Genomic DNA, 12570 nt, shown 5'->3' on the forward strand with positions numbered 1-12570 from the left:
AAACTCAATTTGTTTAATTCTAATAATCTCTTACGGGGAAAGGACATTGGCTACAGCATTTAAACTTAATTCACTCACCAAAGTTATGCTTGCATCATTACTTGTTACGCAATGCTCAGCGTGGGCCGACGACGATCAAAACAGTCGAAAATCAATGGATACCATTGTTGTTACAGGTGAAAAAACTGAGAAGTCACTTAAAGAGACGATGTCGTCAGTGGCAGTTGTTGATAAGTCGCTATTAGAAAACGGCCAACTTGCATCGATATCTGAAGCACTGTCAGAAATGGCGAACGTTGTTGTGTTAACGGGCTCGGTGCCAGATATGCGAGGTGTGTCTGGTAATGGTGGCGCAACGGGCTTTAACTCATTTAGTGGTGGTTCAAAGGCTCGTGTCTCAACCTTGATTGATGGTGTAAGCCAGCCGTTTGTAGCTGATTTAACTGGTGATACGGGTCTGTGGGATGTAGAACAAATTGAGGTTTACCGAGGGCCGCAATCAACCAGCAATGGTCGTAATAGTATTGCGGGTGCTGTCTACATGACAACTAAAGCGCCAACTCAAGATTTTGAAGGCGCTGTGCGCGTCGGTTATCGCAACCAAGATAGCTACCTAGACACTGCCGCAGTGGTATCAGGAGCGTTAGTTGAAGATGTATTAGCATTTCGTTTATCAACTCAGTACGTTGATGGCGAAACATTTTCAAATCCGCCGGTATACGAAACAAACCCAACTGATCGTGAATTAAACAAGTTAAATACCAGTAGCACACGCGCTAAATTACTTTACACACCAAGCCAAGATTTAGCAGTACAGCTAACATATTCAACTTATAGTGAAGAGGGTAACTCGGGTCGTAAGTACTTTTTAGCGGATGAGCCATTTGATTATGAGCCACTATATCAACGTATTATGGATACTGAATCTGACACCACGCAAGTGAATGTTGATTACAAAATTAACGATGATTTTTCGCTAGATGTTTTAGTTGCTTATATGGATTACAAATGGGGCTTTGAAGCATATGAGCCACTTGAAAGCGCAGAATCTGATGTATCAATGGATGAGAGTAACATCACTGTCGATACCAAATTGAACTTTGGTTTAAGCAATGATTTTTACTCTGGTTTTGTGGGTCTTGCCTATTTTGACCGCGACCAAGACTTTGAAAGTGTTGGAGCGACTAATTATTACGGTGACGATAGTAGTAAATCGACGGCAATATATGGTGAAACAAGCTTTAACTTAAGTCGCGATTTCACATTAACAGCGGGTCTGCGCATTGAGCGTGAAGAACAATTACGTAATTTTAATATGGCATTTCGCGGTGATATGCTGGTTGAACAACTTGATAACTCTCACACACTGCGTTTACCAAAGCTCGCGATTCAATATGATATTAGCGACGAAACGACTTTATTTGCTAGTGCTCGTCGTGGTTACAATGCAGGGGGCGGCGCCCTTGATTTTACCGCAGAAGATTATTACTACTACGATGAAGAAACGGTTAATACCTATGAAATTGGCTCACGCAGCGTTTTAAATAATGGCGATATTAATATTAGTGCCAACGTGTTTTACAACAACTTCAACGGTTATCAAGCGCTAAGCTCTGAGCGTAAAATCACTAATATTGAAGATGCCCATAGCTATGGTTTAGAAGTTGAAGCTTACAGCATGCTGGGCGAACAGTGGCAATTACATGGCGGTTTTGGTTTATTGAAAACTAAAATAGATGAATCAATTGCGTTCCCAGAAGCCGTTGGCAATGAACTAAATTCTGCGCCGGAGTTAACCGCGAGTTTGGGTGTATCTCACTGGTTTACTGATAGTTTAAAAGTAAATTTAAGTGCTAATTATGTTGATGAGTTTTATGGCGATTTAACCAACACTGAAGAGCGCGTTGCAGGTGATTACACCATTACGCGTTTATCGATGAGCTACGATACCGAACAGTGGCTGATCAGTGCTTTCATCAACAACGCCTTAGATGAAGAGGCGTATACTGCAAAAGAGCCTGCTAGTGGCCGTTACCCACAAGGCTACGTTGCAGTTGTAAACCCACAAACAATCGGTGCATCTGTTACTTACCGATTTTAAATAAACTAATCGCTAGTCGCTGAGGAGAACCAGCGACTAGCCCAATTTAAAGCGGTTAATCTGCCCGTTTAAGTTATTTGCTAAGTTAGCCAATTTGCTTGAAGAATCTGAAATACTTTGTGTTTGTTGCTGCGACTGACGACTTGTATCTTGGACTTCGTTTAAGCGCTGGGCTATTTCTTCGGTCACTTGAGATTGCTGCTCAGATGCAGAAGCTATGGTCATATTGGCATCAGAAATCGCTTTTGCTTGAAGGCTAATTTCATCAAGCATATGGCCTACTTTTTCTGAATTGAGCACCGCCTCTTTAATTTGCGCATCGCTTGAACGGATCCTTTGCGTTACTGCATTGGTTGCAGATTGTAATGAGTCAATTTTATCTTGGATCTCAAGGGTTGAGCTCTGTGTGCGGCTAGCCAATGTTCTTACTTCATCAGCAACCACTGCAAACCCTCTGCCTTGTTCACCCGCTCTTGCGGCTTCGATTGCAGCATTCAGTGCTAGTAAATTAGTTTGTTCGGCAATGTTACTTATTACACTTAAAATAGCAGTGACTTCATTTACTGAGGCTTCCAGCTGATTAAGATCTGTTAGCGATTTGGTTAAGGTGTCGGCCACTGACTCAACAGAGCTTACCCCTTGTTGGACAACCTGTAGGCCTTCTTTGGTTTTTTGATTAGCAGCGGTGGCACTGCTTGCCGCTTCTGCACAGTTTTGAGAAACCTCTTTTACGGCCGTTGAGTTTTCATAGACTGAGCTTGAAATTACCTCAATAGCTTGGCTTTGAATATCATTGAGTGTTTTAGCTTGCTGTGATATTTCATCTAAACTTTTCGCCGCCACTTGTGCTTGCTCTGATTGATTATGTATTTCTTTTAGAAGCTGGGAGAGCTTATCAACCATAATGTTGAAGCTGACCGCAAGTTGGCCTATTTCATCATCAGCTTTATGGTCAATATAGCGAGAGAGATCTCCTTCAGAGATACGCTTGGCCTCATTAATTAAAGCATGAGTTGCTTTAATCACTTTTTTCTCTAATTGCCAATAACACACTATCAAGGTAGCAATGATGGTTAGAACTAAAGCGGTGCTAACTAGGCTTAAAGTTACCACACGGTCATGATTATTTTTTACCTCTGCTGCACTTTTTTCCTCAATTGAATTTAAAAAGGCCTGTACAGGCTGCTGAATTTTCTCAACTTCGGCCATGTAAGCATCGTTGGTTAAAAGCGTAATAGCTTGCACCCATCTTTTATGCTCGCTGACGGTTAAGTTGTTAGTATCTCGACCAAGTAAATCACTGACTAAGCTAAATGCTTTTTCTTCTGTTTCGACTAGTTTGAGTGATAAGTCGTTGGATTTTTGTAATAAAGCCAAATCATCGGTAGCGACATTAAAGGCTTTTAAGCGCTGCACATAGTTTTTTTTCTGACCATTGAGCCAAGCTGCTTTTCCTTGAATTTGGTCAACAAGATGATGGTATTCAACTTCATAGCGAGGATCTAAGGTTACGACATGTTGACGAGCAAGCTCAGTAAGGCGAATCGAATTTGAAGATGAAAACTGAGCAAGATGGCTTAGCTCATAACGCTGTTGAGCCGACTCCATACTCTCATCTTGGCCTGATTGTAAAAATAAAATAATGAAGAGAAGTCCGGCTGCAAGGGTAATGGTTGCTGCGAAAACGGTTCTGAGTAAAAAGCGTATAGTCAAAGTATTACCCTTCATATTGAAAGTAAGTACTATTAACCATAGTACAAAATTTTTGATTCAATAAAAATTACGGGTAAGTTATTTAGAGGTGGTCATTTAAGCTTATGTTGAAAATGAAAAGGGCAGAGTCAACCACCCTTGAGTAATGCATTTATTGGTCTGCTGGATACACAACGCCAAGCTGATTTCGTGCTTCATCAAGTACAGCCATAACTTGTTTTGACAGTGTATGAGTATTAACAGATGACTCAATTTGTCCTGCATTCGCAGCTTGAATAAAGTGGCTGACCTCATGGCGCATAAAGTGATCATCAAATGGCTCAGACAGTTCTTCAACCGTGCCATCGTTACCAATAAATTGCATGCGCTTTAATAATGACACCGCTTCAATACGTATTCGGCCTTTCTCACCTTGAATTTCAGTAAAATTATCGCCCTGCGAGATTTTCGAATAGCTGATCACCGCTTGCTTATCAGCGTAATTTAAAAGCACATCGCCAGCGCCATCAACACCAGTTTCAAGCAACACACCACTGGCTTTTACACTCTGAGGCGCGCCCCATAATGCGAGTAAAATATACAGCGGATAAATACCTAAATCGACTAATGCACCGTTAGCAAATTCTGGCAAGAAGGTATTTGGGCGTTCGCCGTTTTTATATTTATCGTAACGCGATGAGTACTGACTATATTGGCCAATATATTTGCGTGGCGTGCCTATCTTTGCCATGGCACTTTTTAAGCGTGCAAAGTTTGGTAAATGGGTAGTCATCATCGCTTCCATGTATAAGCGTTGATGCGTTTTGGCCGCCTGAACGATGGCCTCAAGCTCTTTGCTATTAGCAGCCGAAGGCTTTTCACCTAAAACATGTTTACCAGCTTTTAAACACATTACAGCATAGTCTTTATGTAAGCTATTTGGTGCAGCAATGTAGACGGCATCGACTAATGGGTCTTCGCATACTTGCTCAATATTGGTAAACACTTTAGCGTTTTGAGCATCGTGCTTTATAAGGAAAGCCTCGCCTGTTTGCTGCTCTCGAGAGCACACACCATATAAGGAGAAATGTTCAATTTCTTTAGCTGCACTCAGTAGTGTATCGCTTATAAAATTGGTACCTACAATCACAAAGTTCATGGTTACTCCTCGCTGTTTTGTACAAGCCATGCTTGCCAATTCTGTTCAAATTTTTCCATTTGTTTATGTTTTTTGCTTAACAAATGTTTGTCTTCATCTTCTTGGGCCATATAAGGGCCAACGCGGCATAATGCACAGTATTTTTCACCTAAATAAGCAGGAAAACTAAGCTTAGGGGTAATTTCATTGTTAGTTTTTTCGCTAAATACATAGGTAATGCCGCTAGTATCTTTAACGTGTTTATCGCGATCAACATTGCGAATTTTATAGCCCGGAAACACGCTAATATCGAATGGCATTTGGCCAAGATATTGGCAATTAAGCCCTTGATTTAAGCTGCCCTCAATATTCCATTCGCGGTAAGGTTTTACATCTTTAGAGGTGATGTAACATAACATCGGGCCGTTTTTATCTAATGCAAACTGGCTAGCGTAGTCTAGGTAGCGATGCAACAAAGCACGGTTTAATACATTCATACCCCCTTGTTGGGTGTGTGCTTTAAATGCGGCTTCACCTTTAAATGCAGGTATCAGTGGAAATTGAAAAATAACCACATCGAAACAAGCGCCATCTAAGCGCTGCCATGAGTCTGGCCTTGTTACATCAAACTCAGTGAGTGTTTCAATATTAAGTTGTTGCAAGGCGCCAAGTGCATTGTCGGCATATTTTTGTTCTATGGTGTTTGCATCATCATAAGTTGAAGCAACAAGCTTGGCTGGTTTTATATAACGAGCAACAGAGTGTGAAAATGATAAATCACCATCGCCTACCGTTAATATGCGCCAACTAGGGTCTAAATACATGGGGTTATTTGCCTTGTTCTGGCGCTATTTCAACTGAAATTTTAGGGCAAAGGGCTAAGCGAGTTTTAAGGCCTTCTATGGCTATTTGCTTAAAAATTAGATTGAAACTAATTAAAACAGCAATAACGATATGAATAGGGCCATGGGTAAAACCTGCTTCTGTATCAAAAAGCATTAAGCCGAATAACAAGAACATGGTAGCTAAAAATATTTCAATCAGCTGATTTGAGTATAGCTTTAAATTGCCTTGGTTTTTATGATCTTTTTTGATGTGAATTGCACAAAAAAATGGGATCACTTTTATTTTAAAGTGAGCGTTTTTTTCTACATAATTTTCACCTAAGTGATCTAGTTTAGCGCGCAGTTGATCTATCATAGCAAGTCCTTAAAAAACTGAGCCGCGGATGTTACCGCAAACGCAAGAAAAGGGCTACTCAGGATAGATACTCATGCCAATTACAAATATGTGGCATACAAACACCACAGACGTTAAAACGAATCGCATTTTTTGATAATCAACGTGATAGGTTTGCCACTGCGGTGTGCTTTTCTCAAACAACAGCACGAGCCAAAAGCTCGCAGCAAGCCAAGCCAGTATCCAGCTTGACGGTAAAAAGCTTAAAAAACCAATCGGTAAGATAGGAATAATTGCTTTAATAGCATCAGCATGCGTTTGCTGGCCTGCATGCCATAAATTACCTGCCATAAAGGCTAAAATGGCGATGCTATAAAAAGTGAAAAAGTCTAAGTTAACAGCATTACTACCTGCTATAAGCGGCCAGCCTACACAGCCTAAAAAAGGCAGTAAACCTAAGTAACCAAGTTGAATGTGATTAATAAACTTTTCCATAATGACCTTTAAATTGCCTAACTGGTATAAAATAACTCGTAGTTATTTTATACCAGTTAGGCGGCTAAAACGATCGCTTTATTGCTGACGTAACTCTCGACGTAGAATTTTGCCAACCGTCGATTTAGGCAATTGTTCCATAAAAATGATTGATTTAGGCACCTTATAAGCACTTAAGTTTTCGCGGCAGTAGTCACTCACTTGTTGTTCATCAACCTGCTCTTTTAAAGTAATGTAGGCACACACACGCTCACCGGTTTTTTCATCTTTTGCACCAATAACAGCCGCTTCGCAGATAGCCGGATGCAGACAAAGTATGTTTTCAACTTCGTTAGGGTACACGTTAAAACCAGAGACAATAATCATGTCTTTTAAACGGTCTACAATTTTGTAATTACCACTTGGTAGCTTTAGACCCACATCACCGGTTTTGAAAAAACCACGTTTCATGCATTTACCGGTTTCATCTTGGCGTTGCCAGTAGCCCATCATTACTTGCGGGCCTTTAACAACTATCTCGCCAGACTCACCGTCTGCAACGGGCTCATCGTTTTCATCCCAAATTTCCACGGTGGTGTTTGATAGTGGGCGACCAATGCTGCCTATTTCTTCATTTTGAAAATCGTTTAATGTCACAACAGGCGAGGTTTCTGATAAGCCATAGCCTTCTGTGATTGTACAACCTGTGGTGCTCATCCACGCATCAGCTGCAGCATGCGTTAAAGCTGCGCCTCCTGACACGGTCATTTTTAGGTTTGAAAAATTTAGAGCTTTAAACCTTGGGTGCATACACAGACCAATAAACAAGGTGTTAATCCCTGAAAAGTAATTAATATCAAAAGGTTCGATTTGTTTAACTAAGGCATCTAAATCACGAGGGTTTGGAATAAGTACATTAAATTGCCCCATGGCAAATAAGCTAACCATGTTCACCGTAAAGGCATATATATGATAAAGCGGAAGCGGGCAAATACCGGTTTCTTGACCAGGCGTTAAAATGTTGTCAAAGCGCTCATTCATTTGCTCGGCATTGGCTAAGATGTTGCCATGACTAAGCATCGCTGCTTTGGCAACTCCTGTGGTACCGCCGGTGTATTGTAAAACAGCAATATCGTCACGACTTGCTTGATGAGCGTCAAGAGGGGCAAGTCTTTCACCTTGGCGAATGAGTTCGTTTAACGAAAATTGACTCTCTTGTAATGCTGGCTCAGCTAAAGCGGCTGCAACAATAACGGTTTTAATGGATGTATCATTAATAATTGTTGCTAATTTTTCGCTAAGGGCATCAAGAATAACAATGGCTTTCACATCTGCATCATTAAACTGGTGTAGCATTTCACGGGCAGTATAAAGCGGGTTGGTATTGACTACGATTAATCCTGCACGAAATGCTGCATAAGTTACGATAGGGTAATCAACAATATTAGGTAGTTGAATAGCAATTCTGTCTCCTGCAACAAGACCACTTTGCTGTTGAAACCACTGGGCTAAATAGCGAGATTGTTGTTCTACTTGAGAAAAAGTGAATGTTCTTCCCACACTTGTGTAGGCAGGAAAGTCAGCATAAGTCTTACAACTATGCTCAATTAATTGCGTGAGGTTATCATGTGTGTTCATGGTTATTCCTTAGCTTGTTTGACTAATGAATATATACAATTTGTTAACGTGAGACTTAGCTTTAAACGACTTGTTTTTGACTTTTTACGCCATTAATGGGAATGAAACTTGCGGTAATCTCTAGGTGGAATACCATACCAACGTTTAAAAGATCGAGTAAATTCGCTGTAATTAGAAAAGCTCAAGATATCTGATATGTTTGATAAACTGAGGCTAGACTCTGTTAAATATTGATGTGCCAAATGACAGCGTACATCATCGACTAATTCACGAAACGTTGTGCCATGCTTTGTTAAGTGGCGCTGTAAGCTACGGGTACTCATCGATAACTTTTCGGCTACAAGGTTTACCCCAAACTCCTCGTGTAGTAAGTACTGCTTGATCATCACTTCAACATGATCTGAGATATTTTCACGTTTGGTGTTTTGAATCAGCCCAAGCTGTTGGCTGAGTATAGAAAACAACTGCTTATCTGAGTTCTTAATAGCGAGTTTAAGGTATTTTTTTTCAAACACGACTGCTGTGTGTGCACAATTAAACACAGGAACTTGACCTAATGCTTGGCGATAAACACTCGGATTTTCATTACAACTATGGGGAAGTTCCAAACGGTGCAGTTTTATTTGATCATCGGTTAGTTTCTTTAATAAATTAACCCCAACACTCAGGGCTAGATCAGCGCCATGATAGACACTCACTTTTAAGCTACTACGAACTAAAAATGATAGTTTTACATAGTTTTGGTCTACTTCAAGGAGTAAATCAGCGCTATTTTGATGAATGTGATAATACTTAGTTAAATTTTTAAGTGCCAATTCAAGGGTGTCGCAATTACCCACCAAATAACCAACAGAGCCCAAAATGTTCAAGCTTTGCCAACGCCCTAATTCTAACCCAAAATAGGGCAGGTTTAGTTCTTTCGCCGTGGTCTCTAACAGTTGAATGAGTTGCTGATACTGCACAAAGCTATTGGCATCTTGTAGTTGTTTTCTGTCTAAACCAACGTGTGATAAAAGTATATCAGGGTTCACCAATTTGCTTTCGATCAGCTCAATATAGCCATGTAGAGCAGATACTCTAATTAGATCAGGTGCTTGTGTTAATCGGGGCATAGTATGCTCTTTTTTGTGTTCTGGCGTAAAAAGTAAAAAAAATTGCGTGCAAAGTAAAGTAATACAGGTCATTAAAGTTTAACAATGTATTAACGTCAACAATACGCTGATTTACTAACACGCATTAAAGAGGGCACACACATGGCATTACCAGATATTATTAATCATCAAGATTTTTTACTCACTATTCATACCAATGATGAAAAGCTAATTAAAAACGCTTTATCAGGCGTGCACATTTATCCACTCATGCTGGATTCTGAGAATGGGGTATGGGTTTTACGCGTTTTATTTGAACCGGGTACAGTTTTGCCAAAGCACTTTCACACTGGTGTTGTGCATTTATATACCATGGCGGGCAGCTGGCACTACACTGAGTACCCTGACGATTTACAAGTAGCGGGTAGTTATTTATTTGAACCAGGCGGTTCGATTCATCAATTTCAAGTCCCAGCAGACAACACTGAAGTGACCGATACCTTTATGATAGTAATGGGAGCCAATATTAACTTTGACCCAGATGGCAACTATATGAACATTATGGATGCAGGTTGGATTGAACAAGTTATGTTAGCAGCTGCAAAAGAGCAAGGAATTGAGCCTAACTACATAAAACCAAAGAGTTTATACGGTTTTAGTAAGTAATTTTATTCCCTGAAATGAAGGCCCTTGATTGCGTAAGTTATTGAGGGCTTTGTAGTTTTTGCTATTTCCAATCTTTCAATCTAAAAAATAAATCAATTTAATCTAAACAATCAATTTTATTTTAATCGCTCAGGCCTCTATTGTATTAATCAAGCAGACGCAAGGCTGCGTTAATTAAACTTTTTAAATACATCAATGAGGAATATTATGAGCACTTCATTAATTAACACAAAACTACAACCATTCAATGCAACAGCTTACCACAACGGTGACTTTGTAGAACTAACAGAAAAAGACGTGCTAGGTAAGTGGTCAATCTTCTTCTTCTACCCAGCTGACTTTACTTTCGTATGTCCTACAGAGCTTGGTGATGTTGCTGATTACTACGAGCAGCTTCAAGAAATGGGTGTTGAGGTTTACTCAGTATCAACTGACACGCACTTCACTCACAAAGCATGGCACGATACGTCTGACACAATTGGTAAAATCAAATTCCCAATGATTGGTGACCCTACAGGTCGTATTACTCGTAACTTCGGTGTGATGATTGAAGACGAAGGTCTTGCTCTTCGCGGTACATTCGTAATGAACCCTGAAGGCGAAATCAAAGTAATCGAAACTCACGACTTAGGTATCGGCCGTAGCGCGAAAGAGTTAGTACGTAAAGTACAAGCTGCACAGTACATTGCTAACCACGACGGTGAAGTATGTCCTGCATCATGGCAGCCAGGTGAAGAGACACTTGCTCCTTCACTAGACCTAGTTGGCAAAATCTAATTTGTCACAGCATTAAACGATAGCAAAGCTTTGCTTTGCTATCTCAATGCAACCTTAATTGCCCATCACAACTCATATTAAGCACATTAGCGGGTGATGGGCAGTTATCCCTAAAATTTTTCTAGATTATTGATTCTGAACTCAAGGGCTAAGCCATGTTAGATACGAATATCAAAAACCAATTAACAAGCCACTTTGCTTCTATTACCAGCCCTGTTGAGCTGCTTATCGCCTTGGATGACAGCAATAAATCAACAGAACTTAAAAACTTAGCGAACGATTTAGCATCGTTAAGCGACAAATTCTCGGTGCGAGATAACCCTAACCAAGACGTACGTCGTCCGTCTATGGTGGTATCTTCACCTATTAACAATACGCAAATCACATTTGCGGGTGTGCCTATGGGCCACGAATTCACAAGCTTGATCCTTGCACTTCTTCACACTGGAGGTCATCCAAGCAAGGCATCAGAGACTGAAATTGAACAAATTAAATCATTGCCTGGGCCACTCAACTTTGAAGTATATATTTCATTAAGTTGTCAAACATGTCCGCAAGTAGTGCAAGCACTTAACTTGATGGCGGCACACAATGAAAATATTACGGCGACTATGATTGATGGCGCCTTGTTCCAAGACGAAGTGAACGAGCGTAATGTGTTAGCAGTACCAGCTGTGTACTTAAATGGAGAGTTATTCAGCCAAGGCGCTGTTAACCTGACCGACATTCTAAATAAAGTAGATACCAAAGCGGCTGCACGCCAAGCCGAAGCACTGAACGATAAAGAGTTATTCGATGTACTTGTTGTTGGTGGTGGTCCGGCAGGGGCTTCTGCGGCAATTTATTCGGCGCGTAAAGGCTTAAATACCGGTGTTGTGGCAGAGCGTTTTGGTGGTCAGGTTTCAGACACCTTAGCAATTGAAAACTTTATCTCAGTAAAAGCGACCGAAGGTCCTAAATTAGTTGCTCAACTTGAAGAACACGTAAAAGAATACGACGTAGATGTGATGCAAAACCAACGTGCGGCATCGCTTACTAAACAAGGTAATTACCAAATCACGCTAGAAAATGGCGCGGTGTTAAATGCTAAGTCAGTGGTATTAGCAACTGGTGCACGCTGGCGTGAAATGAATGTACCCGGTGAAAAAGAGTATCGCGGTCATGGCGTTGCTTACTGCCCTCACTGCGATGGCCCGTTATTTAAAGGTAAAGCGGTTGCGGTTATCGGTGGTGGTAACTCAGGTATTGAAGCGGCAATCGACCTTGCAAACATTGTAGAGCATGTCACTGTGCTCGAATTTGCTGATACCTTACGTGCTGACGAAGTACTTATTCGCAAAGCAAATAGCTTAAACAACATTACGATTATCAAAAACGCGCAAACAACAGAAGTTGTAGGTGATGGTAAACGAGTAACAGGCTTAAGCTATATTGACCGTATCTCTGGCGATGAAAAATCACTTGAGCTTGCAGGTATCTTTGTGCAAATCGGCTTGGTGCCAAACACTGAATGGTTAAAAGATTCAGAACTAGTACTGACTCGCTTTGGCGAAATCGAAATAGACAGCAAAGGTGCAACATCATTACCGGGTGTTTACGCGGCAGGTGATGCAACAACAACGCCGTTTAAGCAAATCATTATTGCCATGGGCAGTGGTGCAACGGCAAGTTTAGGTGCATTTGATTACTTAATTCGCCACAGCGATGAGATTCAAAACACCGAAGATGCAGCTTAATTAGCGACTCTTGATTAGGCAGCTCACACCCATAGCTGCCGCTTTAAAGCCGCCCTCTCCAAAGGCGGCTTTGTTTTT

At 40.8% G+C, this 12570-nt stretch carries 11 protein-coding genes; 4 read left to right on the forward strand and 7 right to left on the reverse strand.

The window, feature by feature from the left end:
- Positions 1-85 precede the first annotated feature (85 nt).
- Entirely contained in the window at positions 86-2101 is a 2016-nt protein-coding gene (locus tag IRQ78_RS03205; RefSeq protein ID WP_194441415.1) for a TonB-dependent receptor, read from the forward strand.
- Between the two features lie 36 nt (positions 2102-2137).
- Here the strand turns inward: IRQ78_RS03205 and IRQ78_RS03210 are convergent, their stop codons facing one another.
- The 7 genes from IRQ78_RS03210 to IRQ78_RS03240 all read right to left on the reverse strand — a co-directional run bounded on the left by IRQ78_RS03210 (position 2138) and on the right by IRQ78_RS03240 (position 9334).
- Positions 2138-3814 carry a methyl-accepting chemotaxis protein gene (locus IRQ78_RS03210; RefSeq protein ID WP_194441324.1) on the reverse strand — a complete coding sequence of 559 codons (1677 nt, stop codon included), beginning with the start codon at positions 3812-3814 and terminating at the stop codon, positions 2138-2140.
- A 151-nt stretch (positions 3815-3965) separates the two neighbouring features.
- On the reverse strand, positions 3966-4952 hold the full coding sequence (locus IRQ78_RS03215; RefSeq protein WP_054553965.1) for a Gfo/Idh/MocA family protein: 987 nt from the start codon (positions 4950-4952) through the stop codon (positions 3966-3968).
- A gap of 2 nt (positions 4953-4954) precedes the next feature.
- On the reverse strand, positions 4955-5755 hold the full coding sequence (locus tag IRQ78_RS03220) for a class I SAM-dependent methyltransferase (RefSeq protein ID WP_194441325.1): 801 nt from the start codon (positions 5753-5755) through the stop codon (positions 4955-4957).
- Positions 5756-5759: 4 nt separating this feature from the next.
- Complete coding sequence (locus IRQ78_RS03225; protein WP_054553963.1) at positions 5760-6131, reverse strand: hypothetical protein; 372 nt, start codon at positions 6129-6131, stop codon at positions 5760-5762.
- Between the two features lie 54 nt (positions 6132-6185).
- Positions 6186-6605 (reverse strand): DUF3429 domain-containing protein, encoded by a 420-nt coding sequence (locus tag IRQ78_RS03230; RefSeq protein ID WP_138618328.1) that lies wholly within the window; start codon positions 6603-6605, stop codon positions 6186-6188.
- Positions 6606-6683: 78 nt separating this feature from the next.
- The gene (locus IRQ78_RS03235; protein WP_194441326.1) at positions 6684-8222 is read right to left on the reverse strand and encodes an AMP-binding protein; all 1539 of its coding nucleotides are present in this window, start codon (positions 8220-8222) and stop codon (positions 6684-6686) included.
- Between the two features lie 92 nt (positions 8223-8314).
- On the reverse strand, positions 8315-9334 hold the full coding sequence (locus IRQ78_RS03240; protein WP_194441327.1) for an AraC family transcriptional regulator: 1020 nt from the start codon (positions 9332-9334) through the stop codon (positions 8315-8317).
- A 141-nt stretch (positions 9335-9475) separates the two neighbouring features.
- On the opposite strand from IRQ78_RS03240, the gene IRQ78_RS03245 reads away from it, so the two are divergent.
- From IRQ78_RS03245 to ahpF, 3 genes are all read left to right on the forward strand, one after another.
- The gene (locus tag IRQ78_RS03245; protein ID WP_194441328.1) at positions 9476-9979 is read left to right on the forward strand and encodes a 2,4'-dihydroxyacetophenone dioxygenase family protein; all 504 of its coding nucleotides are present in this window, start codon (positions 9476-9478) and stop codon (positions 9977-9979) included.
- Between the two features lie 207 nt (positions 9980-10186).
- On the forward strand, positions 10187-10756 hold the full coding sequence (gene ahpC, locus IRQ78_RS03250; protein WP_054553958.1) for an alkyl hydroperoxide reductase subunit C: 570 nt from the start codon (positions 10187-10189) through the stop codon (positions 10754-10756).
- A gap of 155 nt (positions 10757-10911) precedes the next feature.
- Positions 10912-12492 (forward strand): alkyl hydroperoxide reductase subunit F, encoded by a 1581-nt coding sequence (gene ahpF / locus IRQ78_RS03255; protein ID WP_054553957.1) that lies wholly within the window; start codon positions 10912-10914, stop codon positions 12490-12492.
- Positions 12493-12570: the final 78 nt, after the last annotated feature.

Origin of the sequence: Pseudoalteromonas simplex (assembly GCF_015278155.1) — a bacterium.
In the GTDB taxonomy this organism is placed as follows: domain Bacteria; phylum Pseudomonadota; class Gammaproteobacteria; order Enterobacterales; family Alteromonadaceae; genus Pseudoalteromonas; species Pseudoalteromonas simplex.

Coding starts and splice junctions, on each gene's coding strand:
- IRQ78_RS03205 (WP_194441415.1), top strand. CDS start 86: ATGCTTGCATCATTACTTGTTACGCAATGCTCAGCGTGGGCCGACGAC.
- IRQ78_RS03215 (WP_054553965.1), bottom strand. CDS start 4,952: ATGAACTTTGTGATTGTAGGTACCAATTTTATAAGCGATACACTACTG.
- IRQ78_RS03220 (WP_194441325.1), bottom strand. CDS start 5,755: ATGTATTTAGACCCTAGTTGGCGCATATTAACGGTAGGCGATGGTGAT.
- IRQ78_RS03225 (WP_054553963.1), bottom strand. CDS start 6,131: ATGATAGATCAACTGCGCGCTAAACTAGATCACTTAGGTGAAAATTAT.
- IRQ78_RS03230 (WP_138618328.1), bottom strand. CDS start 6,605: ATGGAAAAGTTTATTAATCACATTCAACTTGGTTACTTAGGTTTACTG.
- IRQ78_RS03235 (WP_194441326.1), bottom strand. CDS start 8,222: ATGAACACACATGATAACCTCACGCAATTAATTGAGCATAGTTGTAAG.
- IRQ78_RS03240 (WP_194441327.1), bottom strand. CDS start 9,334: ATGCCCCGATTAACACAAGCACCTGATCTAATTAGAGTATCTGCTCTA.
- IRQ78_RS03245 (WP_194441328.1), top strand. CDS start 9,476: ATGGCATTACCAGATATTATTAATCATCAAGATTTTTTACTCACTATT.
- ahpC (WP_054553958.1), top strand. CDS start 10,187: ATGAGCACTTCATTAATTAACACAAAACTACAACCATTCAATGCAACA.
- ahpF (WP_054553957.1), top strand. CDS start 10,912: ATGTTAGATACGAATATCAAAAACCAATTAACAAGCCACTTTGCTTCT.